The 25,690-nt window shown below is 72.0% G+C and carries 24 protein-coding genes; 12 read left to right on the top strand and 12 right to left on the bottom strand.

What is annotated here, in order from left to right:
• Nucleotides 1-275 precede the first annotated feature (275 nt).
• From H4696_RS11275 to H4696_RS11310, 8 genes are all read left to right on the top strand, one after another.
• Nucleotides 276-1,670, top strand: coding sequence for an IS4 family transposase (locus H4696_RS11275; protein ID WP_086858227.1), 1,395 nt, complete (start codon nucleotides 276-278; stop codon nucleotides 1,668-1,670).
• A 233-nt stretch (nucleotides 1,671-1,903) separates the two neighbouring features.
• Nucleotides 1,904-2,098, top strand: a complete 195-nt coding sequence (locus H4696_RS11280; protein ID WP_086858228.1) for an antitoxin — start codon at nucleotides 1,904-1,906, stop codon at nucleotides 2,096-2,098.
• A gap of 74 nt (nucleotides 2,099-2,172) precedes the next feature.
• The gene (locus tag H4696_RS11285) at nucleotides 2,173-3,345 is read left to right on the top strand and encodes a VanZ family protein (protein WP_086858229.1); all 1,173 of its coding nucleotides are present in this window, start codon (nucleotides 2,173-2,175) and stop codon (nucleotides 3,343-3,345) included.
• A 98-nt stretch (nucleotides 3,346-3,443) separates the two neighbouring features.
• Nucleotides 3,444-3,827 carry an STAS domain-containing protein gene (locus H4696_RS11290; protein ID WP_086858230.1) on the top strand — a complete coding sequence of 128 codons (384 nt, stop codon included), beginning with the start codon at nucleotides 3,444-3,446 and terminating at the stop codon, nucleotides 3,825-3,827.
• Between the two features lie 92 nt (nucleotides 3,828-3,919).
• On the top strand, nucleotides 3,920-4,318 hold the full coding sequence (locus tag H4696_RS11295; RefSeq protein ID WP_086858231.1) for an ATP-binding protein: 399 nt from the start codon (nucleotides 3,920-3,922) through the stop codon (nucleotides 4,316-4,318).
• A complete protein-coding gene (locus H4696_RS11300; protein ID WP_086858232.1) occupies nucleotides 4,311-5,927 on the top strand; it encodes a PP2C family protein-serine/threonine phosphatase in 1,617 nt (538 codons plus the stop codon). The genes H4696_RS11295 and H4696_RS11300 overlap by 8 nt, the downstream gene beginning before the upstream one ends.
• Entirely contained in the window at nucleotides 5,924-6,979 is a 1,056-nt protein-coding gene (locus H4696_RS11305; protein ID WP_086858233.1) for a cobalamin B12-binding domain-containing protein, read from the top strand. The genes H4696_RS11300 and H4696_RS11305 overlap by 4 nt, the downstream gene beginning before the upstream one ends.
• On the top strand, nucleotides 6,976-7,329 hold the full coding sequence (locus H4696_RS11310) for an STAS domain-containing protein (protein WP_086858234.1): 354 nt from the start codon (nucleotides 6,976-6,978) through the stop codon (nucleotides 7,327-7,329). The genes H4696_RS11305 and H4696_RS11310 overlap by 4 nt, the downstream gene beginning before the upstream one ends.
• Here H4696_RS11310 and H4696_RS11315 read toward each other — a convergent pair.
• Nucleotides 7,326-9,407, bottom strand: a complete 2,082-nt coding sequence (locus H4696_RS11315) for an MMPL family transporter (protein ID WP_086858235.1) — start codon at nucleotides 9,405-9,407, stop codon at nucleotides 7,326-7,328. The two genes, H4696_RS11310 and H4696_RS11315, sit on opposite strands and share 4 nt — an antisense overlap.
• A 74-nt stretch (nucleotides 9,408-9,481) precedes the next feature.
• On the opposite strand from H4696_RS11315, the gene H4696_RS11320 reads away from it, so the two are divergent.
• From H4696_RS11320 to H4696_RS11330, 3 genes are all read left to right on the top strand, one after another.
• Entirely contained in the window at nucleotides 9,482-9,916 is a 435-nt protein-coding gene (locus H4696_RS11320) for a MarR family winged helix-turn-helix transcriptional regulator (RefSeq protein ID WP_169734912.1), read from the top strand.
• Nucleotides 9,917-10,185: 269 nt separating this feature from the next.
• Nucleotides 10,186-10,617 (top strand): hypothetical protein, encoded by a 432-nt coding sequence (locus H4696_RS11325; RefSeq protein ID WP_086858236.1) that lies wholly within the window; start codon nucleotides 10,186-10,188, stop codon nucleotides 10,615-10,617.
• A 9-nt stretch (nucleotides 10,618-10,626) separates the two neighbouring features.
• A complete protein-coding gene (locus tag H4696_RS11330) occupies nucleotides 10,627-11,163 on the top strand; it encodes an alpha/beta fold hydrolase (RefSeq protein WP_086858237.1) in 537 nt (178 codons plus the stop codon).
• An 80-nt stretch (nucleotides 11,164-11,243) separates the two neighbouring features.
• Here H4696_RS11330 and H4696_RS11335 read toward each other — a convergent pair whose 3' ends face one another.
• The 10 genes from H4696_RS11335 to H4696_RS49935 form a co-directional block, all read right to left on the bottom strand.
• Nucleotides 11,244-11,870 (bottom strand): DUF4360 domain-containing protein, encoded by a 627-nt coding sequence (locus H4696_RS11335; RefSeq protein WP_086858238.1) that lies wholly within the window; start codon nucleotides 11,868-11,870, stop codon nucleotides 11,244-11,246.
• Nucleotides 11,871-12,052: 182 nt separating this feature from the next.
• Nucleotides 12,053-12,916 carry a spermidine synthase gene (locus tag H4696_RS11340; RefSeq protein ID WP_086858239.1) on the bottom strand — a complete coding sequence of 288 codons (864 nt, stop codon included), beginning with the start codon at nucleotides 12,914-12,916 and terminating at the stop codon, nucleotides 12,053-12,055.
• Nucleotides 12,916-13,275, bottom strand: a complete 360-nt coding sequence (speD, locus tag H4696_RS11345) for an adenosylmethionine decarboxylase (protein ID WP_086858240.1) — start codon at nucleotides 13,273-13,275, stop codon at nucleotides 12,916-12,918. Before speD ends, H4696_RS11340 begins: the two co-directional genes overlap by 1 nt.
• The gene (locus tag H4696_RS11350) at nucleotides 13,268-14,410 is read right to left on the bottom strand and encodes a type III PLP-dependent enzyme (RefSeq protein ID WP_086858241.1); all 1,143 of its coding nucleotides are present in this window, start codon (nucleotides 14,408-14,410) and stop codon (nucleotides 13,268-13,270) included. Before H4696_RS11350 ends, speD begins: the two co-directional genes overlap by 8 nt.
• A 22-nt stretch (nucleotides 14,411-14,432) precedes the next feature.
• Nucleotides 14,433-16,976, bottom strand: coding sequence for a glutaminase domain-containing protein (locus H4696_RS11355; RefSeq protein WP_086858242.1), 2,544 nt, complete (start codon nucleotides 16,974-16,976; stop codon nucleotides 14,433-14,435).
• A gap of 1,084 nt (nucleotides 16,977-18,060) precedes the next feature.
• Nucleotides 18,061-18,537 (bottom strand): MSMEG_6728 family protein, encoded by a 477-nt coding sequence (locus H4696_RS11360; protein ID WP_143265020.1) that lies wholly within the window; start codon nucleotides 18,535-18,537, stop codon nucleotides 18,061-18,063.
• Nucleotides 18,538-18,612: 75 nt separating this feature from the next.
• Nucleotides 18,613-18,918: a DUF1883 domain-containing protein gene (locus H4696_RS11365; protein ID WP_086858244.1), complete on the bottom strand. Its 306-nt coding sequence runs from the start codon at nucleotides 18,916-18,918 to the stop codon at nucleotides 18,613-18,615.
• A gap of 102 nt (nucleotides 18,919-19,020) precedes the next feature.
• Entirely contained in the window at nucleotides 19,021-20,145 is a 1,125-nt protein-coding gene (locus H4696_RS11370) for a hypothetical protein (protein ID WP_143265021.1), read from the bottom strand.
• A gap of 1,016 nt (nucleotides 20,146-21,161) precedes the next feature.
• Nucleotides 21,162-21,638: a MarR family winged helix-turn-helix transcriptional regulator gene (locus tag H4696_RS11375; protein ID WP_086859264.1), complete on the bottom strand. Its 477-nt coding sequence runs from the start codon at nucleotides 21,636-21,638 to the stop codon at nucleotides 21,162-21,164.
• 254 nt (nucleotides 21,639-21,892) lie between these two features.
• Nucleotides 21,893-22,204, bottom strand: coding sequence for a hypothetical protein (locus H4696_RS49935; protein ID WP_225955649.1), 312 nt, complete (start codon nucleotides 22,202-22,204; stop codon nucleotides 21,893-21,895).
• Between the two features lie 257 nt (nucleotides 22,205-22,461).
• Here H4696_RS49935 and H4696_RS49940 point away from each other — a divergent pair, with 257 nt between their 5' ends.
• On the top strand, nucleotides 22,462-23,124 hold the full coding sequence (locus tag H4696_RS49940; protein ID WP_225955650.1) for a phenylacetate--CoA ligase family protein: 663 nt from the start codon (nucleotides 22,462-22,464) through the stop codon (nucleotides 23,122-23,124).
• Here the strand turns inward: H4696_RS49940 and H4696_RS11385 are convergent.
• On the bottom strand, nucleotides 23,121-25,688 hold the full coding sequence (locus H4696_RS11385; protein ID WP_086859266.1) for a hypothetical protein: 2,568 nt from the start codon (nucleotides 25,686-25,688) through the stop codon (nucleotides 23,121-23,123). The genes H4696_RS49940 and H4696_RS11385 overlap by 4 nt on opposite strands.
• Nucleotides 25,689-25,690: the final 2 nt, after the last annotated feature.

A 25,690-nucleotide genomic window follows, 5' to 3' on the forward strand; every position in this document is an offset into this window, starting at 1 on the left:
GGACCGGCGATCCTCACCCGGTATACGAGCCACGGCCACGGGCGGTTCACGCGGGGCCCGCAGGGCGGGGTTTCGGCACAGTCGCGCGGCCAGGCCCGCTGCCGCCGGCGACCGGCCCGCCCACGTCTTGAATGAGTCATTCAGGTCTTCGGAGGTCCTGAACGACCAAGGCCGGGTAGTTAGGGCGTTGGGTGTGGTGTCAACCCCCTGACACAGGGCAACGGAGCTTCCGCTAGAACATCGTCGACCAAGATCAACGTTCGGCGGGAGCTCCGTTGTCCGCGCAGTCTGTCATAACCCGGATCACCCGCACCGCGAGCGGGGTCTTCGCCCCCGGCCACCTCGGTGAACTCACCCAGATCGTGCCCTTCGAGATAGTCGATGCCGTGCTGGCCGAGCCGGTCCCGGCGACCCAGCGACGAGTGCGGCTGCTGCCGGCCCGGGTCACGGTGTATTTCCTGCTGGCGATGGGACTGTTCCCCGAACGCGGCTACCGCGGGGTGTTCTCGGCACTGACCGCCGGGCTGGCCGAGCTGAGGCTGGTGACCCCGACAGCCTCGGCGTTGCGCCAGGCCCGCCGCCGGGTCGGCGCCCGGCCGCTGGCGGCGTTGTTCGAGCTGCTGGCCGGCCCCATCGCCTGGCCACGCAGCCCGGGGGTCTGCTGGCGCGGGCTGCGGCCGGTGGCGATCGACGGGACCGGCATCGCCATCCCCGACAGCGAACCCAACCGGGCCTGGACCGGCAAGACCCGCACCGCGTCCCACCCCGACGCCGGGTATCCGCTGCTGCGGCTGGTGGCCCTGGTCGAATGCGGGACCCGCGCCCTGATCGGGGCGGTGTTCGGCAGCCCCGCCCAGGGGGAACTGGCCTACGCAGGCAGGCTCACCGACCGGCTACGCCCGGGGATGGTGCTGCTGGGCGACCGCAACTTCGACGACGCCACCTTCATCGCCGGCACCGCCCGCTCCGGCGCGGACCTGCTGATCCGGCTCAAAGCCAACCGGCGCCCACCCCTGACCGGCCGCCACCGGGACGGATCGATCACCTCGATCATCGGCCGGGTGCCCGTCCGCATCATCGAAGCCCGCATCACCGTCACCGGGGCGGACGGCTCCCGCCGCACCGAGCACTACCGGCTGGTCACCACCCTGCTCGACCCCGACCGCCATCCCGCTGCGGAACTGCTCGAGCTCTACCACCAGCGCTGGGAAATCGAATCGGCCTTCCTCGCGCTCAAAGACACCCTCTCCGGCGGCCGGGTCCTGCGCTCCCAGACCCCGGCCGGAGCCGAACAGGAACTCTGGGCACTGCTGGCCACCTACCAGATTCTGCGGATCGCGATGACCGACGCCACCGGCACCCGGCCCGGCACCGACCCCGACCGGGCCGGATTCAGCGTCGCCCTGCACGCCGCCCGCGACCAGATCATCACCGCCCGCTCCGTCATCGCCGACACCCACATCGACCTCGTCGGCACCATCGGCCGCCAGATCCTGGCCGGCCTGCTCCCCGCACGCCGGGCACGGACCTGCCCACGGAAAGTCAAACGACCCCTGTCCAAATACGCCTACACGAAGCCCCGCCAGCCCCGCGCCTGCCTCAAGATCACCATCAACGTCACCGTCACCGACGCTGCAACAAGCCCCTTGACACGACCCACCCCGCCCTAACTACCCGGCCTTGCCTGAACGACTCATTCAAGACGTTCGGCCGCCGCGGCCCGGGCGGTTCACGCGGGGCCCGCGGCCCTACCCCGAACCCCGTGGCCCAAACCCCGCGCACCGCCTTTCACCCGCAGAAACACCGGAAATCCCCGCGACGGGTGCCTAGTGGTTGCGGGCCTCCGGAGCCGGTGTTCTCCTCGGGACGACCGATGATCGAATTCCGGACGGAGGCAGGACGGATGAACCTGTTCGACAAGGCCAAGGAAGCGCTCGGGCAGCACCCGGAGCAGGCCGATCAGGGTGTCGACAAGGCCGCCGAAGCCGCCAAGCAGCGGTTCGGCGAGCACTCCGACAAGATCGACCAGGGCTCCGACAAGGTGAAGGACTTCCTGCACAAGCAGGGCGGCGGGCAGCAGGACGCGCCGCCGCAGTGACCGGCCGCCGGTGAAACCCAGCCGTCCGGGGGAAGCACGCTTCACGTCCCCCGCGGCTGGGTACCACCGGCTCCGTGGTCGCCACCTACCTCGTCCCCGTCCGCACCGCCCTCCTCCTCTTCCCCTTCCTCGCGCTGGCCGTCATGCTGCCGGCCGCGTTCGTCAGCTACCGCCGCCGCGGCCGCGCCGGCGGGTGGCAGACCTTCGTCTTCTACGCGTTCCTCTTCTACCTGCTGGCGATCGCGACGCAGACGGTGCTCCCGCTGCCCGCCGATCCGGCGTACTGCGCGGGACACACGTATGCGAGTTCTCCGCAGTTGCGGCCGTTCTACTTCGTCGAAGTGGTCTCGCAGCGCGCCCGCGGGCACTGGAGCCCCGGCGCGCTGCTGCACAACCCGGCGGTCTGGACCACGGCGCTCAACGTCGTGATGCTCGCGCCGCTCGGCTTCTACGTCCGGTACGCGCAACGGATGCGGCTCGTGCCCGCGACCCTCATCGGCTTCGGCGTTTCCCTGTTCTTCGAGCTGACGCAGCTGACCGGCCTGTGGTTCGTCTACCCGTGCCCGTACCGGCTGTTCAGCGTCGACGACCTCATCCTCAACACGGCGGGCGTCGTCGCCGGCTGGCTGCTCGCCGGTCCGCTCGGGCGCCTGCTGCCCGCCCTCGAACCGGAGCACGACCGGCGCCGCTACGCCGCGAAGGTCACCTTCACCCGGCGGCTCTTCGCGCTGGCCACCGACCTGCTCGGGTTCGCCGCGCTGCTCGGGTTCCTCTTCGGCCTGCTCACGCTGTTCGGCGAGGACCTGCGCCACCGCGACACGCCGGTGGTGATCCTCGCCCTCGTCTGGTTCGTGGTGCTGCCCGCGGTGACCGGCTCGACACCCGGGAAGCGCGCCATGCTGCTGCGGGTGACGCGGCGGGGCGGCCGCCGGGCCGGACCGGTCTCGCTGCTGGTCCGCAACGGCGTCCTGCTCTCCCCGCTGTGGCTCGCGTGGTGGCTGCTGGACCTCGACCGCTGGGACCTCGGCACGCACCCGGAGCAGCTGCTCCTGCCCGTCGCGCTGGCCGCGTCGGTGTTCGTGGTGGGGGTCTGGACGCCGCTGGCGGTGCTGCTCGACGACGAGCACCGCGCCCCCTACGAACGGCTGACCCGCACGGTGAACACCGCCATCGTGCCGCCCGGCGCCGAGCCGCCCGGACCGCCCGCGGAACCGCGGTCCCGGCAGCCTGTCCTCAAAGGACGGTGAACGGGCACCGCGCTGCCCGCGGCGGGCGGCTTTGGTAGATTGCCCCTGGAACGGGTTGAGCCGCCAGCCCGTGTCCCGATCCCCGATCTGGAGTCTTCATGACCACCGACGCAGCGCGGCCACGGCAGCGGTACTCCGGCGACGGCTGGTCCCTGGACAGCTCCGAAGACGGTGACCTGAGCGTTTACACCCTGCGTGGTGAGTTCGACTTCGCGGTCTCCGCCAAGCTCGCGGACCTGGTGCCCGCGGACCCCGGTGCCGCGCGGATCGTCGTCGACATGGCCGGCGTGGAGTACTGCGACTCCAGCTGCCTGCAGGTCCTGCTGCGCCTCGCCCGGCAGTCGCACCGGGCGGGCGGCCGCTTCGCCGTCGTGTCGGCCGCGCCAGTCGTGACCCGGCCGATCGAACTGCTCGGGCTCGGCGACGTCATGCCCGTGTACCCGACCCTCGAGGCGGCCCGTTCTTCCTGGGGCGAAGCATGACGACCTCCGATATCCGTGTGGGCGGCCCCGGATCCGGGCATGAAGAAGGAGAAGGCCTCTCCGGGGGGTCCGGCACGGCGAAGGAGGCGGTTGTGAAGCTCCGCGATGTGCGGCACGAGCTAGGCATTTCCGCCGAGCTCACCGAGCTGGCCCGGGTCCGCCACTGGGTGCGCTCGGTGCTGTGCGGCCTGCCGGCCAACGTCGTCAGCACCGCCGTCATGGTGGTGGACGAGCTGACGTCCAACGCGCTGCGCCACGGCCGCGCGCCCTACCACGTCCGGCTGCTGCCGGGCGCGGCCAAGCTGCGGATCGAGGTCGACGACGGGGGTGGCGAGGCCGCCCGCCGGCGCGAGCCGTCCGACCACGGCGGCCGCGGGCTCCTGCTGGTGGAGCGCTGCGCCGCGGCGTGGGGCCAGCTGCGCCGGCCCAGCGGCAAGACCCTCTGGGCCGAGCTGGTCACCGATCCGGGCCCGGCCGGAGCCCGTGGCTGACCGCGCGCGCACCGCCGCCCCGGTCGACGACGGACGGGAGTGGGCCACCGCCCCCATCGCGGCACTGGTCGTGGACGGTTCCGGTGTGCTCCGGTCGCTCAACGAGGCCGCCCGCCTGCTCTTCCCGGCCGCCGAGCCGGGCCGCCCGCTCGACGGCACCGTCGCGGACTGGCTCATCGCCAGCCGCGCTTCCGACGGGATCGCCCGCGGCGAGGTCGGCACGAAGTCGTTCGCCGCGTACCCGATCCCGCACGGCGACGCCGTGACGTGGTGGCTCGTCGACGAGACCGACGCCCGCTCGGCCCGCGAGGCGCTGGCGCGGGAGCAGGAGCGGACCGCCTTCCTGAGCGACGCTTCGGCTGCCCTGCTGGGCTCGCTCAACCTCGAACGCTGCATGGAGGTCGCCGCGCGGCTGGCCGCGCAGCACCTCGCCGACGCCGCGCTGATCCTGGCCCCCGGCCACGGCGGCATCTTCCCCGCCGTCTCCTGCGTCCGCGGCGGCGAGCCGATCCGGTCCCGGCTGGCGATCGACCCGGACGAGCTGCCCGGCCTCGGCGAGGCCCTGCAGGGCTTCCCGCCGGTGCCGTCGCGCTGGCTCGACCCGGACGCGGCCCCCGGCTGGGTGCTGCCGGACGGCTTCGGCCCGGTCGGCTCGATCGTCGTGACGCCGCTGCCGGGCCACGGCGTCCCCGCCGGCGCGCTGGTGCTGCTGCGCCGCGGCGACCGGGCGTCGTTCACCGGCCAGGAAGAGCTCTTCGCGCGGCTGTTCGCGGCCCGCGCGGGCGCGGCGATGTCGGCGGCCCGGGTGTTCGCGCTGCAGGCGTCCATCACCGACACGCTGATGCGCGAGCTGCTGCCGCCCACCCTCGAGCAGCTCGGCGGGGTCGAGTTCGCCGGCCGCTACCGCCCGGCCCGCGACGGCGAGCGGATCGGCGGCGACTTCTACGACGTCCATTCGGCGATCACCGCCGACGGCGACGAGTCGCTGGCCGTGCTCGGCGACGTCTGCGGCAAGGGCCTGGACGCCGCGGTGCTGACCGGCAAGATCCGCACGACCCTGCGGGCGCTGCTGCCGATGGCGGGCGACCACCACCGGCTGCTCGACCTGCTGAACCGCACGCTCGGCGACAACGCCGACGCCCGGTACGTCACGCTGGTGCTGGCGTCCGCGCGTCGCGAGGGCGCCACCGTCAAGCTGCGCGTCACCGCCGCCGGGCACCCGCCGCCGTTGGTCGTGCGAGCCGACGGCCGGGTCGAGGAGGCCGATACGCGGGGCAGCCTGATCGGCGTCCTGCCCGAGATCGAGTCGGTGAGCGCCGACGTCACGCTCGACCCCGGCGAGACCTGCCTGCTCTACACCGACGGGATCATCGAGGCCAAGGGCGGGCCGCTCGGGGACGAGATGTTCGGCGAAGAACGGCTCCACCAGGCCGTCGCCGAATGCGCGAACATGCCCGCCGACGCCGTCGTCGAGCGCGTGCAGATGCTCGCCTCGCAGTGGATCGGGCGCGGCACCCACGACGACATGGCCGTGCTGGCGATCACCGCGCCGCGCGGGCAGCACCTCGCCGCCGTCGGCGGGCACGGCCGCGGGCGGTACACCGCATGAGCACCGCGGTGGCCGAGCACGCCGAGCGGCTCTGGGACGCCGTGACGACCGGCGACGAGTACACCGCCGGCGACGTCGTGGTCCAGGCGCTGGGCGCGGGGACCGATCCGGAGAGCGTGCTGCTCGACGTGATCGGTGCGGTGCAGCGGCGGGTCGGGCAGGAGTGGGCGGCCAACCGCCTGACCGTCGCCCAGGAGCACGCGGCGACCGCGATCAACGACCGCGTCATCGCCACGTTCGGCTACCTGCTGAAGCGCCCGGAGCCGCACCTCGGCCGCGTCACGGTCGCGTGCGTCGACGGCGAATGGCACGCGATGCCGGCCCGCCTGCTCAGCGAAGTGCTGCGCCTGCGCGGTTTCCAGGTCGACTACCTCGGCGCGCAGGTGCCCGCCCCGCACCTGGTGGCCCACCTGCACCGGACCGGGCCGGACGCGGTGGCGCTGTCCGGCTCGCTGGCGACCCGCCTGCCGACCGCCCACGCCACGATCACCGCGTGCCAGGCGGCCGCGACCCCGGTCATTGCCGGCGGCGCCGCCTTCGGCCCCGACGGCCGCTACGCACGCCTGCTGGGCGCCGAAGCGTGGGCGCCGGACGCGCGGACGGCGGCCGACCGGCTCACCCGGCCGCTCCCCCGCCCGCACGCCGGGCACCAGCCGCTCGACGACCTGCCGCACCTGGCCGACCAGGAGTACACCCTGGTCACGCGCAGCTCCGGCCGGCTCGTGAAGGCGGTGCTGGCCGGGCTGGAGGAGCGGATACCGGCCATGCGCGACTACACCGACCTGCAGCGCCAGTACACCGCCGAGGACCTCGCGCACATCGTCGAGTACCTCGCGACGGCGCTCTACGTCGGCGACGAAGAGCTGTTCACCGGGTTCCTGACCTGGACCGCCGGGATCCTCACCGCACGAGGAGTTCCGGCCACCTCGCTGGTGCCCGCCATCGACCTGCTCGAAGCGGAGGTGCGCGACTTCCCGCGGGCCACCGCCCTGCTCCGCGCCGCGCGCGAGCGCCTCACGGAACCGGCGGCCGGATCGGAGCTTTCGGCATGACCAGCGGGCTGACCTGCACCTGGAGCACCCCGGACGAGGGCACGGCCGCGGTGGCGATCGTCGGCGACCTCGAGTTCGCCACGGCCGGCTTGCTCGTGCGCCTGGTCACCGACCGCTTGGCGGACGACCCTGGCGTGCGAGAGGTGCGCCTCGACTGCGGCGAAATCGGCTTCTGCGACTCCTCGGGGCTGTCGGAGCTGCTGAAGGTGCACCGCGCGGTCGTCGGCACGGGCCGCCGGCTGCGCCTGGACAACCGGAAGCCCGCCCTCGACCGCCTGCTCACCCTCACCGGCACGGCGCGGTTCCTGACCGGCGAGACGGCGGACTCCCGGGTCGTCCGCGACTCCTAGCTCCCCGCCGGCCGCGGGTCCTCCACCCGCGCCAGCTTCGACGGCCACCAGATGCGGCGCCCGACGTCCACGGTCAGCGCGGGCACCAGCAGCGACCGCACCAGCAGCGTGTCGAGCAGGACGCCGAACGCGACGATGAACGCGATCTGGGCGAGGAACAGGATCGGGATCACCGCGAGCGCGGAGAAGGTCGCCGCGAGCACGACCCCGGCGGACGTGATCACCCCACCGGTCAGCGAAAGCCCGCGCAACGTGCCGTCCCGCGTCCCTCGATTCAACGCCTCTTCGCGCACGCGGGTCATCAGGAAGATGTTGTAGTCGATCCCCAGCGCCACCAGGAAGACGAACCCGAACAGCGGCACGACCGGATCCGCGCCCGGGAAGCCGAAGACGTGGTTGAACACCAGGGCCGACACGCCCATCGTCGCCGCGAACGAGAGCACCACCGTGGCGATGAGCAGCAGGGGCGCGAGCAGCGAGCGCAGCAGCAGGGCCAGCACGAGGAAGATCACCAGCAGCACGATCGGGATGATCAAGGCGCGGTCGTGCTTCGACGTCTGCTGCGTGTCCAGCTGGATCGCGGTCGGGCCGCCGACCTTCGCGTTCGCGCCGGGGATCGCGTGGACGGCGTCACGCAGCTTGCCGACGGTCGCGACCGCCGTCTCCGAGTCCGCCGGGTCGTTCAGCACGGACAGCACCTGCACCCGGCCGTCGACCACCTTGGGCCGCCCGTCGGGGCCGGGCAACGGGAACGACTGCGCGATGCCGTCCATTGTGGACGCCTGGAGCACCGCGGGCAGCGCGTCGACGTCGGCGATCGTGATCGCGGGCGCGCCGAGCCCGCCCGGGAAGTGGCGGCCGAGGATCTCCTGCCCCGTCCGGGAATCGACCTCGGTGAGGAACACGTCGGACTGCGCGGTGCCGGAGGCCTTCAGCTGCGGCAGGAACGCGACGCCGACGCCGAGCACGAGCGCCGTCACCACCCAGACCGCCCGCGGACGGCGGCCGACCAGCCGGGCCACCCGGCCCCAGATTCCGGACGTCTCCGGGTGCGGCGAGCCGAACGCCGGCTTGAACGGCCAGAACGCGCCGCGGCCGCAGAGCGCCAGCACCGCGGGCAGGAACGTCGTCGACGCGAGCAGCGCGGCGCCGATGCCGATCGCCGCGACCGGGCCGAGTCCCTTGTTGGAGTTGAGGTCGCTGAAGAGCAGGCACAGCACGCCGAGCACGACGGTCCCCGCCGACGCGGCGATCGGTTCGAGGGTCGCGCGCCACGCGAGCTTCAGCGCATCGAAGCGGTTCTCGGTGTCCCGCAGCTGCTCGCGGAAGCGCGCCACGAGCAGGAGCGCGTAGTCGGTCGCCGCGCCGAAGACGAGGATCGAGAGGATGCCCTGGCTCTGGCCGTTGAGCGCGAGGACGTCGTTCTTCGCCAGCAGGTACACGACGAGGCTGGCGAGCCCGAGCGCGAACACCGCCGACAGCAGGACCAGGAACGGCAGCAACGGGCTGCGGTAGACGGCGATGAGGATCAGCGCGACCACCCCGCCCGCGACGAGCAGGAGGATGCCGTCGATGCCGCCGAACGCCTTGACCAGGTCGGCAATCTGCCCGGCGGGCCCGGTGACGAGCACGGTGAGCCCGCCGGGGGCGCCGGCGAGCTTCGCGCGGACCTCCTTGACGACGTCGCCGGGGTTGCCGTCGGCGACGATCGGCACGCTGAGCTGCAGGGCTTGGTCGTCCCGCGGTGCCTTTTGCGGGGCACCGAGCGGGCCGGCGACGCCGGGCACGCCACCGAGCTCCCGCGCCTTCGCCTCGAGGAACTGCCGGTCCGCGGCGGTCAGGCCGGCCGGGCGCTCGGCGACGACGGTCGCGGGCAGCACCTGGCGCGGGGTGAACGCCTTCTGCTCGCCGGAGACCTCGGTGGCCTCGGCCGAGCTCGGCAGGAAGGCGGCGTTGTCGTTCTTCGCGACCTCGCTGAGCTTCCCGGCGAACGGCCCGCCGAAGCCGCCGAGCCCGAGCCAGACGACCACGAGCAGCGCGGGGAGCAACCAGCGGAGGCGGCGCGGGGAGTCGTTCATGGTCGCTAAGGTCCTTTCGAGGGCGAACACGCCCTATTGTTCAGCAGGCTGAACATTTTGCACGACGACCCGGAGTGACGGTGAGCACAGCCCCCGAACCCGACCTGAGCACCTGGCCCACCGGGCGGTTGCTGGCCGTCGCCGCCCGCCTGGTGGAGCAACGCTGGGTGACCATTCTCGCCGACCTCGGGCTCACCCACGCGGGGCTGATCGCGCTGCACTCGCTGCGCGACGGGCCGCTCCCCCAGCGGACGCTCGCCCAGCACTGCCAGGTGACCGACCAGACGATGAGCCGCACGCTCGACCGCCTCGCGAAGGCGGGTTTCGTGACGCGCACGCCGGATCCGGCGGACGCGCGCCGTCACCTGACCCGGTTGACTTCAGCCGGCCGGGCGGTCCACGAACGGGCGGTGCGCGCCGAACCCGCCCTGCTCGGCGGGCTCGGCGAGGACCCCGCTTTCCGCGGCCGGCTGCTCGAGCTGATCGCGGGGCTTTCCGCGGGCGATTGAGAGTTCGCGGGCCTGGGTAGCTCTTCTGGCATGTGGATCGCGGTGAGCACCCCAGTGGCCGTCCTGATCGCTACCGTCCTGATGGAGCGGTTCGAACGACGATGCCGGCTGGTGCCCACCGCGAAGACCGAACGACCTCCCGTCGCACGCTGACTCACTCGATGTGATCCACGTCTCACTATCCTCCCTCGAGAACCCTGGGCCCGTCCCCCGGCGACTGACTGATCGGATCCGGCGGACCGAGACCGGGTTCAAGGGAGGAGAAATCCATGCGCAGCAACCCGAAAACCACCCGCGCGGTGCTCGGCGTGGCCCTCGCGGCCGGCCTGGTCACGGCGGTGAGCATCGGAATGGCCGGTGGCGCGACCGCGCAGCCGGGCGGCACGGAGGGGACGATGACGAACGCGAACCAGCTCCCGAAGGGGGCACGGGCCACCGTGCAGGTGAGCCCCAACCCGACGACCCAACGCGGCCAGGAAGTGACGATCACCGGCAATTGCGGTGGCGGCACCGGCCTGAAATCCGTGCTCGGCGGCTTCCCCGAGCACCCGGCACTGGAGAACATCCGGATCCTGTCGGCCGGCCCGGACCACTTCGTGGCCAAGGCGAACCTGGTCCAGACCATCGGCAACGGGGTGGGCCCGGTCTTCGTGGACTGCGGCGGCGAAGCGGGCGTGACCCTGCTCGTCACGCACGTCTAGCCCGGCGGCATGCCTGACGCCGTCGTGATTCCCGGTGGTGCGTTCGGGCCCGCGGCGGGACTGCTGATGTATGCCGGGGTGGTGGCGGAGCGGCGCGGCGTGACCGTGCACCGGCATGGGTGGTCGCAGCCGCCGCCGCGACCGTCCGAGCCGCGGATCGAAAGCTGGGTGTGCGACGAGATCAGGCCCCTGCTCGACCGCCTCGGCGGGAGCCCGCTGCTGATCGGGAAGTCCCTCGGCACGAACGCCGCCTCGCTGGCCGCCGAGCGGAGCCTGCCTGCGGTGTGGCTGACGCCGATTCTCACCGTGCCGTGGGTGGTCGCCGCGTTGGCGCGGGCCACCGCGCCGTCGCTGCTGGTGGGCGGCACGGGCGACGCGATGTGGGACGGCGCCGAGGCTCGCCGGCTGTCGCCGTACCTGCTGGAGATCCCGGACGCCGACCACGGCATGCAGGTGCCCGGGCCGGTCAGCGAGACGGTGGCCGTGCTCGGGCGCGTGGTCACCGCGATCGACGAGTTCCTCGACGCGATCGCCTGGCCGGGCTGAGTCCGGGTGAACAGGCGGGCGGATCGCTCACCGGCCGGGTGCCGGTGAGCGGTCCGCATTTCCGGCGATGACCCCGGAATTCAGCAGGTTTTCCACGCGAAGTGGTAAATGGTGTCCACACTCGCGTGCTCGGAATCCATTTCGATGAAAGAACCACCGGTGGAGGTACCCGCGTCGGCGCGCAGTTCCGCGTTGATGTTCAGGTTCCGGCTCTCCCCGCACGGGGCGAACACCAGCTCCTCGACCTCGGTCACGTCCGAGGCCCGCCACACGCCGTGGAACGGGCCGGGGAAGGTGTGGCGCACCCGCGCGGTCGGCGCTGTCCCCGTGAAGTAGTAGTTGGCCTGCTCGAGCGCGCTCGCGCCGCTCTCGATGTGCGCGTAGCCGCGGTAGTCGGCTTCGGCGATCGCGTACGTGAATCCTTGCGGGACATGGACGAGCACGTTGATCTGACAGTTCTTCCGGCCCTCCAGCGCCGGTGCGCCACCACCGGCCTTGGCGGTGAAGTTCGTGTAGTGCACCGTGAAGGACGTGTTGTCGGACGCGACGTCCGCGGATGCCGTGGCGGTGCCGGCCGGGCAGCCGGAGCCGTTGATGGTCTTGATGTCGAGCGTGATCTTTTCGGCCGGAACCGAGGTGGCCGGGGATTCGACGGGGGCGGCGAGAGCGGACAGAATCATTCCGGCGACGACCGACACAACGAGCATGACGCTCCTCCAAACGGGCCACGGTGCCTGGTGATCATGATGATCGCGCGCGGAGCAGATCGTAGCGCGATCACCACCATTTCGACGGCCACTGAACGGAGTAACACGACCGCGAAGAGTACGGGAAATCCATTTCCCGCAATTTCACGTTCAAAAGCGATGGATATTCGGATAATCGAAGGTCAGGACTGGTCCGGACCACTGCCGTGCCGGAGCGAATACGGCGGGGTGGCGCCGCCGAGGAGGGCTTCGGCGTCCAGGGTCGCCGCCTCGCTCCCCCGCTCCGCGAACCGCCGGGCCACCAGCGCGGCCGGGTCGTCGACGCGGTCCACGCGGCCGGACAGGAACGCCCACTCGTGCTCGTCGGACCCGAAGTACAGCACCGTGCCGAACACCTCGCGGAACCGGCGCCACGAGGCCCGCAGTGTTTCGTTGCGCCACAACGTCGGGCAGCCCGCCTGGCAGGTCACCACCCCGCCCGGCGCCAGCACCCGCACGCAGCGGTCGAGGAAGTCCTTGCCGTACAAGCGGTTGTGCTGCGCGTCCGGGTCGTCGTTCTCGTCCGGCAGGTCGATCACGACCACGTCGTAGGTGTCGCCCCGGGCTTCGGCCGCGGCCAGGAAGGCCCAGCCGTCCTCGAAGGACACCCGGATCGGGCCGTCGCCGCGCGCGAGGTCCGCGGAGGTGTAGCCGTAGGGCAGGTGCTCGGCGCACGCCCGCACCGCCTGCTCGTCGATGTCGACGTGCTCGACCAGCGAAGCGCCGGCGCCGACCGCCAGCTGCGAGGCGACACCCTCGCTCGACCCGATGATCAGCACGCGCCGCACCTGCTCGGCCAGCAGCAGCGCGGGCACCATCAGGGCCTCGTGGTAGACGAGCTGGCTCGCCTCGGTGCTCTGGCGCTCGCCGTCGCAAAACAGCGAAACCCCTTGCGCGGTCTTGCCGATCAGCACGTGCTGGTACGGCGTGCGCGCGTCGAACACGACGTCACCGACCTCCCACACGCGGGTGAGGCCGGGGCCGACCGGTTCGTGGATCTGGGGCATCAGCGTTCTCCGCGGCGCAGGACGGACAGGTGGACCGAAGCGGCGTCCAGCGACTTCGCCAGCAACCGCAGCGCGTGCTCGGGGTCGGCGCGCTCGCCGCAGGTGAACACGTCCGCGAAGAGCGAGCCGTGCTCGGGGTAGGTGTGCACGGACGCGTGCGACTCGGCGAGCAGCGCGATCACCGTGGCACCCTGCGGCGCGAACCGCTTGGCCACGATGTCGACGACCGTCGCGCCCGCCCCGGTCACCGCCGCCCGCAGCAGCTCCCCCAGCCGCGCGGGGTCGTCGAGCAGGCCCGGGTCGACGCCGTGCAGCTCGGCCAGGACGTGCCGCCCGGTGAACCGGCCGACCTCAGGCATCCCCCCACCTCCCGATGCAGTACGTGCGCAGCGGCTCGATCCCGTTGAAGCCGACCGACGCGTAGCTCGCGGTGTAGGCCCCGGTGCCCGGCAGCTCGAGCCGGTCTCCGGTCCGCAGTCGCAGCGGCAGTTCGTAGGGCGTCCGCTGGTAGAGCACGTCGTCGCCGTCGCAGGTCGGCCCGGCGAGCACCACCGGGCCGCTCGGGCCGCCGGGCGGGTCCACCGGCTCGAACCGGTAGGCGATCGCCTCGTTCTCGGCCTCGGCGAGGCCGTTGTAGCGGCCGATGTCGAGGTACACCCAGCGCCGCCCGCCCCGGTGCGCGACGAGCACGACCTCGGTCCGCAGCAGGCCCGCGTCCGCGACGAGCACCCGGCCCGGCTCCAGCAGCAGCTCGGGCCGCTCCCCGGGGAAGTGCGACTCGAGGGCCGACGCGATCGTCGCCGCGTACGCGTCCAGCGACGGCACGCCGGCCCGGTGCGCGGTCGCGAACCCGCCGCCGAGGTTCAGCCGCGTCATCGCGACGCCCTGTGCCGTGGCCTCGGCGAACAGCTTCGCCGCCGTGGCGATGCCGATCTCCCACGCGGCGACGGCCGGCTGCTGCGAACCGACGTGGAACGCGATACCGGGCCGGAGCCCGAGCGCGGCGGCACGCAGCACCAGGTCCAGGGCCTCGGCCGGCTCGCAGCCGAACTTCCGGCCGAACGGCGTCACCGAGTCGGGCCCGTCGAGCACGACGCGGATCGACACGGCCGAGCCGGGCGCGTGCCGTCCCAGGTGGTCGACGTCGTCCGCCGCGTCCGAAGTGAACTCCCGGACCCCGCGTTCGAAGGCGAACGCGATGTCGCGCGGCTTCTTGATCGGGTTGCCGTAGGCGATGTCCGCCGGGACGGCGCCGCGCTCCAGGCACAGCGCCAGCTCGCCGGGACCGGCCACGTCGAAGCCGATCCCGGCCGCCACCAGCGCGTCGAGCACCGGCGGCGCCGGGTTGGCCTTGACCGCGTACCGGATCAGCGCGCCGGGGAAGGCCGAGCGGACCTCCCGCGCCCGGGCGGCGACGACGTCGGTGTCGACGACCAGGCACGGGGTCGGCGGGTCCTGCTCGGCCAGGAACCGGCGGATGGGGTCGGCGCACACGGCGCCAGTGTCGCAAACGGCGTCAGACGAACCGCCACAGGTGGTCCGGAGTCCCGTTGTCGGCCCACTGGGTCACCTGGGCGCCGTCCGCCGTGGACTGCTGGTCGACCGCCATGACCTTGCCGCTGCGGACGTTGACGAGCTTCGACCACCCGCCGCCGGCGTCGACGATCCGCCAGTCGTGGTCCGGGGTGCCGTTGTCCTGGAACTGCTGGACGTGGGCGCCGTCGTCGAGGCTCTGGTCGTGCACCGCGAGCACCTTGCCGCTGTTGCGGTTGACGATCCTGACCGTGCCGTCGCCGTTGTCGACCACGGCCCAGAGGTGGTCGGCGGTGCCGTTGTCCGTCCACTGCGTGACTTCGGCGGTGTCGGCCAGCGACATGTTCGACACGGCGAGCACCTTGCCCGACCGCTGGTTCTGCAGCTTCCGCCAGACCGTGGTCGACGCCGCCGGGCGCGTCAGCAGGGCCAGGTAGCCGCCGGCGACCGGGCGGGCCTGGAAGCCGCGCTGGGTGGCGTCGGCGACGACGTACCAGTCACTGAACGGCACCCGCTGCGGCGTGGTGTTCGCGTAGCTGTAGACGCCTTCGACCAGCGTGTTCCGGATGTTCGGCTGGTCGGTCAGCCAGGCCGCGGTCCACAGTTCCCAGTCGGCCTTCGTGTAGTTGTTGCGCGGGTCCAGCAGGACGCCGTGGGCGCCCGCGCGGCCCTGATACCAGGCGGCTTCCTGCGCCGCGACGCCGAGCGGGACGAGGTCGAGGCCGAGCACGCGGTCGGCGAAGCCGTTGTACTTCAAGCTCCACGTGCCGGGCTGGTCGTAGGCGAGCTTGAGGTGCTGGCCGTCCTCGGCGAGCGTCACCCACTGGCTGATGTAGCTCCGCGACGTCGAGCGGTACCGCTGGACATCGGCGGTGTTGCCGGCCGCGGCCGCGATGACGCCCATCGCGCCGACGCCGATGATGCCCTTGAGCGCGAGGTTGGCGCTGTGCGCGATGAACCCGGTGAAGTCGTCGGTCTGGTTCTGGAAGCCGGGGTCCAGGGTGTTGCCGATCAGGTACTCGGCCCACTGCCGCAGGATCCGGTAGTGGGTGTTCGCGAAGGCGACGGCGTCGGCCGACGGGAGCCGCTGCACGAGCGCGGCCGCCATGATCAGCATGTTGGCCGACTCCTCGACCGGCATGCTCTCCTCGTTGCCGTCGTTGTGCCCGGTCGCGTCCGGGTAGTGGGTGCCGAGGTCGTGCTCGGCGAACTGCATCGGCCAGCCGCCGCGCTCGGCGTAGTCGAGCAGCGGTTCCAGGATCAGCCGCAGGTACGCCGGGGAAAGGTAGAGGTAGGCCGGGAAAGCCGGGTACGTGACGTCCACTGTGGACATGTTGCCGTTGGAGGAGATCTCCTTCAGGAAGCCCCACGGCGCGCCACCGCGGTCGACCAGTTCGGTGCCGCCGAAGGCTTGCCGCAGCGCCAGCGCGCAGATCCCGGCGTAGTGCTCACCGGTGCTCCCGCCACCCGCCGCGGCGACGGCGTCGTCGTGCAGCCGCTGGTCGATCGCGGTCGCGGCGGCCAGCGCGCTCGCGTAGTCGTTGCCGAACCAGACGGCCATGTCCGGCCAGCTGCCCCAGTAGTGCGTCCACCAGGGGTTGAGCGCGGTGCCGAGGTACCGGACGGCGGGCGTGCGGACGTGCCCGATCGAGAGCGTGAATGGGGTCGAGGAGCCGCCGGCCGGGATCGTGCCGAGGTTCTTGTTGAACGCGAGGACCGGCCAGCGGTCGCTGATCGCGCGAGGCTGGGCGGTGTCGCTGGTGTTGTCCAGGACGCCCTGCCCCGCCGAGGCGGCGCGCACGACGGTGTCCTGCCCGATCTGCCAGCTGGTCCCCGACGTCGGTGCGGCGAGCACGAGCCGGCCCCAGCTGGCCTGGTCGCCGTTCTCCTGGAGGACGCCCGGGGTCGCCGGGGTGCAGCTGAGCAGCGTGTAGCCGCCGGACTGCTGCTGCGTCCAGGTGACCGGGGTCGAGGTGTCGCCGTGCACCCACTCGGCGGAGGTGTCGAAGTGCAGGTCGACGGCGTGCGCCCGCCCGTCGACGGCGGTGGCCTGGATGGTCACGTAGCCGAAGGGCACGCACTGGCGCTGCAGGTTCGCCGGGTCGACCGGCGAGAAGAAGGTGACGGTGAGGTTCACGCCCCCGCCGGCGAGGACGTACGTCGAGCGGGTGCCGGTGACCCGCAGGCTGACCTGCGTCATCGGGGTGAGCGCGGGCCCGGACGGCAGGGCGGGCGAGCCGGCGAAGACGTAGGCGGCGCCGTCGATGCGGGCGAGGCCGCACAGGGCGGTGATGTGGCCGGTCCAGAAGCTCGACCAGGTGCCGGCGAGGTTGTCGGCGGGCTGCCAGGTGGAGAGGTAGGGCGACCGGACGATGAGCGGAGTGGCGGGCGGCCGAATCGGGCTGAAGCTCCCAGCGGCGGCGGCCATCCCAGGCAACCAGAGCGCGGCCGCCACGGCGGCGGCCGTTCCCCCGGCGAGCCGGATCAGGTCGCGACGGGTGAGGTGAGCACGTGCAGGCGAGGACATCGGTGACCCCTTCGACGGCGTGCGAACAGCGCGGACCAACTTTTACATCGTTGATACAACGTTGTAAATCCGCCGAAGGTCGGCCGCAGTGGGGGCGGTGGACCACTGGGGCCGCAGGTCCGGTGCCAATTCGAGCGGTGCGGGCCCGGATGGGGCCGCAATGACCCCGGGCTGGTCTCCGGAGTTCTGCACTTGGGCCGCGCCAGCGCCCGAGAGCACCACTCTCGGGCAACATTGGCCACGGAGAGCACTGCTCTCGAACAACTTCCACTACGGAGAGCGCTGCTCTCGGCCAGCACTAACCACAGAGAGCACCGCCCTCAGGCGAGATCGACTTCGAAGGCGCCGCTCTCGGCCAGCTTCGGCCACAAAGAGCACCGCTCTCAGTCACCTTTGCCTGCAGAGAGCACCGCTCTCAGTCGCCGTTACTTGCGGGGAGCACCGCCCTCGGTCGGCGTCGTTCGCAGAGAACACCGCTCCCAGCGAGCGTTACCTCCGGAGAGCACCGCTCTCGGGCGACGCCAACCGCCGAGAGCACTGCTCTCGAGCGAATCCTGCCGCGGAGAGCACTTCCCTCAGACAGCTTTGGTTGTGGAGAGCACCGCTCTCACTCGGCTTTGATAGCGGAGAGCGCTGCTCTTATTCCGCGCCGGGCCCCGGAGAACACCACTGGCAGGCGAGCGGTTCTCGGTTCAGGCCGGCCACGGGTAGCACTGCTGGCCGAGCACGCCAATCACGGAGAGCGCCGCTCTCGGACCACACCCCTCGCGAAGAGCACTACTCTCTGCCCTCTGCAAGACCTGAAGAGCACCGCCGTCAGGCGTGCCGATCTCCGGCCAGGCCGGCCACAGGCAGCACTGCTCGCTGAGCTTGCCGGTCACGGAGAGCACCGCTCTCGAGCCGCGCCAGCCGTGGAGAGCACCGCTCTCGGGTCACGCCAACCGCCGAGAGCACCGCTCTTGCACGAATCCTGTCGCGGAGAGCACTGCTCTCGAACCGCGTCAGTCGCAGGTTGGCCTCGCTCGCTGGCCGCTCGGCGCAGGCAGGCTTCGGGCGCTGCCAACCGCAAGCCGGCAGCGTGGTCTCAAGCCGTGCGCGAGGGGCGGTCCGACGGCGGCCACACGTACGGCAAGTCCGGCGCCACGTCCGGGAACCGCGCACGGTAATGATCGGGGTCCTTCCGCACCAGAGCAGACTGGTGACTGCAGTGCACAGCTTCATCACCCAGCCACGGCGGCAGCTCATCGGCAACCGCCAACTCGGCCTGCGTCCGAACCACCGCACCGCCGAGCGACTGCCGGTACTCGTCGGCCAGCTTCACCGCGCACGTGTCGGCCGCCCCCAGAGCGCACCACACCGCGCAGACCTCGAAGCCGTAGCGGGTCAGGGCCTCCTCGTAGCCGGTCCACATCTTCGCCGCGGGATGGTGACGCCAGCCGTAGCCCGGCACGACGAGCGCGCGCAGCACCTGAAGGGCCTCGACGCGCTGTTTGCCGAGCCGGCGCCGGTCGAGTGTGCGGGCGCTGGCCGTGAAGTCGGCGCAGGGCAGGAAGGTCTGCATCGAAGGCGGGTTACCCCGTCGCCGGGCGGCCACACCTGTGTCCCTCCGCGGCCCGAAGGCCGCGGAGGGACAAGATCACCGCCGACCGGTGCGTCCCCTGGCCGCCGCGGCCGGTTCCGGCTCGACGCTCACCCGGGGGCGGAGGGGCAGGTTTTCCAGCCCCTCGACGTCGAGCACGAGGAACCAGTGCGCGTTGGCCGGGATGTGGATCTTGAACATCGGTGCGGTGGCCACCCCGCCGTGCATCCGGTAGTACTGCCGGCGCCGGTATGCCTGGAAGTTGACCTCCGTCAGGAGCCTGACGTTGGCCATCGCGTCCAGGCGGACGGTGACCACCGCGTCTCTTCGCACTTTCCCGAGGTCGAACACGTTCGCTTCCATTACGTCCCTCTTCCACGCGTGGTTGATCGGTTCGAGTTCTGGTCGCGGGCAGCGCGGAACACGCCGCGGGAGCACACGACGGAGCGGAAGATCGGGACGGGTCTAGCCGGGACCGGTACCCGGTTCGCAAGGACGGAAGAGCGGCACGAAGTCCTCGGAAGGCCACGTGCCGGGCCGCAGGTCGCGAGTCCCGTGCTCGGCGGCCAGGAACGCGGGCGGAATGGTGTTGCCGGACCCACCGCCGAGATCGGACGGTGCTGGCACCGCGGGCGCGGCCGGCACCGGCGGGGTCTTGGCGGGCCCACGGCGGGCTTGGGACGTCGGATCCGCTTGGTGCGCCGGACTTGCCTGATGCGCGTTGTGCGCCGCTCGCCGAACGTCCACTTCGGACGGACAACCGGCACCCGGCGTGGTTGCGTTCACGGGCACGGAGGGAAGAGCTTTCCGCGACGGCAGCGACGATTTCACCTGCGGCAGCTCGACGATATGACCGGCGGGCCTGGGGAGGAGTTCGCTGCCATCGGTGGCAGGAGGGAGAACCGGCTCGACCGTCCGTACGACGGGCTCGATCACCCCGGCGGCGGTGCCGACGACCGGCTTCGCCACCGCACGCACGAGATCGGTCACCGGCGCCAAGACACTTCCGGCCGTCGCGGTGACGGGCGACAGCACCGGCTCGACGGCAGCCACCACCGGCCGCACCACGCCGGCGACCGCACCGGTCAATGGCGCCAGGACCGGCTCGACCGCCTGGACCACGGGTCCCGCCACCGCGGCAGCCGTGGCGGTGACCGGCTTCGCCACCGCCTGCACGACATCCGCGACCGGCTCGAGCACGGCCCCCGAAATGGGCGCGACAACGGCGCTGGTCACCGGCTTGGCAGCACGCGAAACCGAGTCGACCACCGGACCGGCGATCTCGGCGACCGGCGCCACCACGACAGCGACCGTCTTGGCCGCCGGCTCGGCCGAACGCACGACCGTGGCTACCGGCTCGACCACCGGCGCAAGGGTCTTGGCAGCACGCGCGATCGGGCGCACTACCGGCGAAACCACGGCATCTGCTACCGGCCCGACCAAGTGCGCGGCCTGCGCGGCCGGCTCGACCTCCGATCCCGCCGAACGCACCACCGGCGCGAGCGTCTTGTCCGCTGAACTCACGCCCGCCGCGACAATTTCGGGCACCTGCGGCACCGCGGGCTCGGGTGAACGCACGATTCGCGCCATCGGCTCGACCGCCGGCCCCGCCGCCCCTACGCCCGCGGCAACCCGCGACACCACAGCCCCGGCCGAACGCACACGCGCGGCGGCAACCCCAGTCACCGGCGGCGCAGCCGGCTCGCCCGAACGCACCATCCGCGCAGCCGAGCCAGCCGAACCCGCACCCGCAGCGACCCCGGTCTCCGGCGGCAGCGCGGACCTGGCCGAACGCATCACCGGCCCAGCAGCAACCCCAGCCACCGACGGCACCGCGGGCCCAACCGATCGCACCGCCGGTCCAGGCCTCGTGCCCGCAACGGGAACCTCGACCACCGGGCGCCCAGCCGAACCCACGCCCTCAGCAGCAACCGTCGGCACCGCACGCCCGACCGAACCCACCACTCGCGCAACTGGCGCGACCGCCGGACTCACATCCACAGCAGGAATCTCGGTCCCCGAGCGCCCGGCCGAAGCCACCACTCGCGCCGCTGGGTCAGCCGAACCCACACCCGCAGCGGCGACCCCCGTCTCCAGCGGCCGCGCAAGCCCGGCCGCACGCACCACCCGCCCAGCAGCAATCCCAGCCACGGGCGGCGCCGCAGGGCTGACCGAACGCACCGCCGGGCCAGAACTCGTGGCCGCAATGGGAAGCTGGCGCTCGACCGAATCCACCACCCGCGCGATCGCACCCAAGCCGCCAGAATCGTCCGGCGCCCCAGAAGTCGCCGCGTCGGCGTCGCCGGACGTCAGCCACAGTGCCAGCCACAAGCCCGCTGCTGTGGCGGCCACTACCAGTAGCCGGCGCGTGGCGGCCCAGCTGGCTGCCACGTCGCTAGCCCGGGTCACGTCGGCGAACCTCCAGGTGCGGATGCGCTGGACAAGGGGACGTACCCTCCAACGCCCGGCCCCACACCCGTGCTACGCGCCACTCGTCGCTTCCACTCGTCCGGACTAACCCCTAAGTGTCAGCAAGCCTGAGTAAAGACTCCACTCGGCGGACGCGGATCGTCCAGTCGCCCCTAAAAGCCTGCGTCGTCCGGTGATCAGGCTTCCTGAGAACGACGCAGCTCTGACAGCGCTCCCAGTGCGGTCACCCCGTGCTGGAGGCCCTCGCGGAACGTCGCGCGCTGGCCGGGGCTGAGGTCGGCCAGCAGGGCGTGCTCCACCTTGCCCACGGCGGGTGCGCAGTCGGCCAGCAACGCTTGGCCGGCGTCGGTCAGGCCCGCCAGCAGCACGCGCTTGTTGCCCGCCTTCGGGGTGCGCGCGATCAGGCCGCGGTTCTCCAGCGCCAGCACCATCTCGTGCATCGTCTGCGGCCGGAGGAACGAGCGGCGGGCCAGCTGCGCGGACGACAGGGGGCCGCTCGCCTGCAGCACCGTCAGCGCGGTGTACTGCAGCGTCGTGAGGCCCAGCGGGCGCAGCGCGTCGTCGAGCAGGGCCCTGATCACCAGCTCGAGCCGTTTGACCAGGTAGAGGGTCAACGGCGCGCCGGCGGGGTGCTGCTCCGCGGAGGTGCTCACGCGCCCATCATGACACGCGCCGGCCGCTATGCTCCGATCATGGACCTCGGTCGGCAGACCCGCGTGCGGCAGGCGTTCGACACCTTCTTCGCTCCCCCGGAACCGGCCTCCGAGAGCCACGTCCTCGACCTCTTCCGCCGGACCGCGGAAACTGTGCCCGCGTACCGGAAGTTCCTCGACGCGCACGGGATCGTTCCCGAGGGTGTCACCACCATCGAAGACTTCCGCAAGCTGCCCCTCGTGGACAAGGCGAGCTACCACCGGAAGTACCCGCTGCCCGAGTTGTGCCGCGGCGGCACCTTCGACGAGCTCGACATGATCGCCGTCTCCTCCGGCTCCAGCGGCCGCCCGACCATCTGGCCGCGGGCGCTCGAGGACGAGCTGCACGTCGCCCGGCGGTTCGAGCAGGTGCTGGTCGGCGGCTTCCACGCCGACCGCAAGAGCACCCTCGCCGTCGTCTGCTTTCCGCTCGGGACCTGGGTCGGCGGGCTCTTCACCACCGCGTGCGTGCGGCACCTCGCCGCCAAGGGCTGCCCGATCACCGTCGTGGCGCCGGGCAACAACAAGGCCGAGATCCTGCGCGTGCTCCCCGAACTCGCGCCGCACTTCGAGCAGGTCGTGCTGCTCGGCTACCCGCCGTTCGTCAAGGACGTCGTCGACACCGGGCTCGCCGAAGGCATCGACTGGCCCGCGTACGCTATTCAAGCTCGTCCTCGCCGGCGAGGTCTTCAGCGAGCAGTGGCGCGACCTCGTCGCCGGGCGCGCCGGGGTCGCCGATCCCGTCACCGACATCGCGTCGCTCTACGGCACGGCGGACGCGGGCGTGCTCGGCACCGAAACCCCGGTGTCCGTGGGCATCCGGCGGTTCTTCGCCGACCACCCGGACCTCGCCCGCGAGGTCTTCGGCGACGCCCGGCTCCCGACCCTCGTGCAGTACGACCCGGCGAGCCGCTTCTTCGAGGTGCACGACGGCACGCTCGTGTTCACCGCAGACGGCGGGATCCCGCTGATCCGCTACCACATCGCCGACGACGGCGGCGTCCTGCCGCACGCCGAGCTGCTCGCCTACTGCGCCCGGCACGGCTTCACGCCACCGCCCGGGCCGGAGCTGCCGTTCGTGTACGTGTTCGGCCGGTCGCTGTTCACGGTTTCGTTCTTCGGCGCGAACGTCTACCCGGAGAACGTCACCGTCGGGCTGGAGCAGCCCGGCATCAGCGACACCGTGACCGGGAAGTTCGTCATCGAGTCGGTCGAGGACGCCGACCGCGACCGGCGGCTGCGGATCACCGTCGAGACCGCGCCGGGCGCGAGCGCCGACGCCGGGCGGATCGCGGAGTCCGTGCGCGCGCAGCTGGTGCGGCTCAACAGCGAGTTCGCCCACTACGTCCCGGCGGACCGGCAGCTGCCCGACGTCGTCCTGCGCCCGGCCGGCGATCCCGAGTACTTCCCGGCCGGGGTGAAGCACCGCTACACGCGGCCGTCCTAGGGCCGGGCCAGCTTGCGGAACCGTTCGCGCCGCTCGCCGGCGGACGAGCCGTCGGCGATGTCGTCGTCGAACCACGAGCACAGCGCCGCCCACAGCTGGGTGCGCGCCGCGTGGTCGTCCTCGGCGACCAGCGTGTGCTCGAGTTCCGCGATGTCGGCGACCAGCTGGTCGAGCCGCTGGTCGCACAGCCGCACGTACTCGCGGACGACGACGTTCGGGTCGAGGCCGGTCTTCCCGCGCCGTCCCGCCGCGCCGCGCAGCTGGGCGTGCAGGCTTTCCTCGCTGTAGAGCGGGAAACCCGAGATCGACCCGGGATAGCCGGATTCCGCCGACCACTCGCGGAACGCGCAGATCGCCTGGTAGCGCGTGTACCAATCCTGTTTTCCGGTGGCCAGCGCGGTCAGCTTCCGCCAGGCGTCGCGGTCGGCGGCGCGCCAGCGGTCGACGGTCCGGCTGTCCGGCCCCGGGTCCACGGGCCGGGTGCGCCAGAAGTGCGCCCGGCAGCCGGCGATCTCGGCGACGAGCTGGCGGACGTAGCTGACCTGCTCCCACACGTGCGCGCGCTGCGGCCGCAGCGGCGCGGCGCGGTCCGGGGAGAAGGTGACCATCTCGAAGACGCGGAACAGCTCGTGGCCGCGCAGCGCCGCGAGGTCGGGGTCCTCCCCCATCACCCACGAACGGCGCTCGGGCAGCCGTCCACTGTGGCTGATCGTCGCCGCGTGGTAGAGCTCGCGGACCGCGCGGCGGGCCACTTCGTCGCGCGCTTCGCCTTCCAGGCGCGGATTCCGGGCGCGGTCGCGCAGGTCGCGTTCGCCGCGGGGGCCGACTTCGAGCATCGCGACGGCGTACACGCTCGCCGCGTTGTAGCACTCTTCCCACGAACTACGCGGCCCGGCGGCTTCGACGGTGTCGTCGAGCGCCCGCGGGTCCGGCGGCCACCGCCGGTCCGGGCAGACGTCGGCCAGTCGTTCGCGGCTGGCCGGGTAGGCGGGCAGCGGTTCGGGGACGGCTCCGGTGACCGGCTCGACATCCGCCATCGCGCGCCGCAGCACCGCCCAGACCAGGGACAGGTCGAGCGCGCGGTTGGTCAGCTGCTGCCAGCTGCGGCGCCAGCGCCTGCCGAACCGGCGGTAGTCCTCGATGAGCCGCTCGATCTCGTACTGCGACAGCGCGGCGAAGTACGAGCGCATCTCCGCGGCGCGCTGGTTGTACTCGGCCAGCTGCGCCGGCGTCGCCTCCTGGACGAGGAGTTCCTCGACCGGCACGCGCAGCACGCGCCGGTGCAGCGCCAGCCGCTTCTCGCGCGGGGTCGGGTACCGCTGCGTCCGCACGTCGAGGTCGACGTACCGGCGGAAGCGCAGCTCGATCGCGGCCCGCAGCTCGGCGCGGCGCCGCGCCCGCGCGTCGCCCGGGGCGCCCGCGGTGGTGCGCCGGACCCACCAGGACCCGGCCACGGAGTCGCCGTGGCCGAGCACGAGCGCGTGCCGGTAGCGGGCGATCAGCAGGGCGACGTCGCGCCAGCGCGCGTCGCGGCGGGACTGGCGCGCGAAATCGGGTCCGATCCACCACCGGGCGAGGGTGGGGTGGCCCCGGCTGCAGACGGTGATCACGTCGTCGTAGGTGGCGAGCGCGTCGAGGTGGAGGTCGAGCTGTTCCTGGAGCGCCGCGATCTCGAGCCGGATGTAGACGTTGGCCGGGTCGAGGCTGAGCGCCCGGTAGTACTCGGCCAGTGCTTCGTCGTAGCGGCGGTAGGTGATGAAGTGGTTGGCGCGCTGGTAGGCGTCGAACAGTTCGTACGGGATCTTGGCGTCGCGCCAGGCGGCCCAGTGGATGTTCGTGCGGACGTACGCGCTGCGCGGGATCACCAGCGCGGCCACGGCGTTCGCCGCGCGGTGCAGCACGCGCGCCCAGTTCTCGTCCTCGATGACGAGCGGGCTGGCGGCGAAGCGCGGGACGCGGACGAGTTCGAGGATGAGCTGGTAGCGGCCGGTCGTGTTGCCCGGCCGGATGGTGCCGCTGACGGTGAACGCGGCGGGCGGCTGCGCGAGGCGGATCAGCTTGGTCGCGGCTTTCCACCAGCCGTCGGCGGAATCGCCGGCGTGCTCGACGATCTGGATGAAGTCGTACGAGCTGCCGACGCCGGGCACCGGGGTCGGCGTGTAGAGGCGGGACTCGTTGAGGAACCGCTTGAAGGTCGCGGTCAGTTCGACGGCGGAGTCGATCTCGCGGTCGTGGCTGCCTTCCGGCCGTTCGTCGGCGAACAGCCGGATGTCGATCTGGTTGGCCCGGTAGGCGGCGGCTTCGAGCCGCGCTTTGCCGACGGAGTACAGCGTCAGGACGACGGAGACGAGGACGACGGAGGTCTGCAGGACGGTCCAGGTGATGACGCTGGCGACCTTCGGGTCCCGGATGAAGGGCAGGTTCTGGAAGAACGGCAGGTACGGGACGACGGCGAACCCGGCGGCGACGAGCCCCGCCACCCCGGCCGCCAGCCACCACCTGATCCGGTGCGTCTCGGGCAGTTCGGCCTCGTTGAAGCCGCCGTGCCGCCGCGCGGACACCATGG

Origin of the sequence: Amycolatopsis lexingtonensis (genome assembly GCF_014873755.1) — a bacterium.
Taxonomy (GTDB): Bacteria; Actinomycetota; Actinomycetes; order Mycobacteriales; family Pseudonocardiaceae; genus Amycolatopsis; species Amycolatopsis lexingtonensis.

Bases quoted from the DNA above. Each gene is read 5' to 3' on its own strand.
- H4696_RS11280 (WP_086858228.1), top strand. From the start codon at position 1,904: ATGAACCTGTTCGACAAGGCCAAGGAAGCGCTCGGGCAGCACCCGGAG.
- H4696_RS11290 (WP_086858230.1), top strand. From the start codon at position 3,444: ATGACCACCGACGCAGCGCGGCCACGGCAGCGGTACTCCGGCGACGGC.
- H4696_RS11305 (WP_086858233.1), top strand. From the start codon at position 5,924: ATGAGCACCGCGGTGGCCGAGCACGCCGAGCGGCTCTGGGACGCCGTG.
- H4696_RS11310 (WP_086858234.1), top strand. From the start codon at position 6,976: ATGACCAGCGGGCTGACCTGCACCTGGAGCACCCCGGACGAGGGCACG.
- H4696_RS11315 (WP_086858235.1), bottom strand. From the start codon at position 9,407: ATGAACGACTCCCCGCGCCGCCTCCGCTGGTTGCTCCCCGCGCTGCTC.
- H4696_RS11325 (WP_086858236.1), top strand. From the start codon at position 10,186: ATGCGCAGCAACCCGAAAACCACCCGCGCGGTGCTCGGCGTGGCCCTC.
- H4696_RS11330 (WP_086858237.1), top strand. From the start codon at position 10,627: ATGCCTGACGCCGTCGTGATTCCCGGTGGTGCGTTCGGGCCCGCGGCG.
- H4696_RS11335 (WP_086858238.1), bottom strand. From the start codon at position 11,870: ATGCTCGTTGTGTCGGTCGTCGCCGGAATGATTCTGTCCGCTCTCGCC.
- H4696_RS11340 (WP_086858239.1), bottom strand. From the start codon at position 12,916: ATGCCCCAGATCCACGAACCGGTCGGCCCCGGCCTCACCCGCGTGTGG.
- speD (WP_086858240.1), bottom strand. From the start codon at position 13,275: ATGCCTGAGGTCGGCCGGTTCACCGGGCGGCACGTCCTGGCCGAGCTG.
- H4696_RS11355 (WP_086858242.1), bottom strand. From the start codon at position 16,976: ATGTCCTCGCCTGCACGTGCTCACCTCACCCGTCGCGACCTGATCCGG.
- H4696_RS11360 (WP_143265020.1), bottom strand. From the start codon at position 18,537: ATGCAGACCTTCCTGCCCTGCGCCGACTTCACGGCCAGCGCCCGCACA.
- H4696_RS11365 (WP_086858244.1), bottom strand. From the start codon at position 18,918: ATGGAAGCGAACGTGTTCGACCTCGGGAAAGTGCGAAGAGACGCGGTG.
- H4696_RS11370 (WP_143265021.1), bottom strand. From the start codon at position 20,145: ATGGCGCGAATCGTGCGTTCACCCGAGCCCGCGGTGCCGCAGGTGCCC.
- H4696_RS11385 (WP_086859266.1), bottom strand. From the start codon at position 25,688: ATGGTGTCCGCGCGGCGGCACGGCGGCTTCAACGAGGCCGAACTGCCC.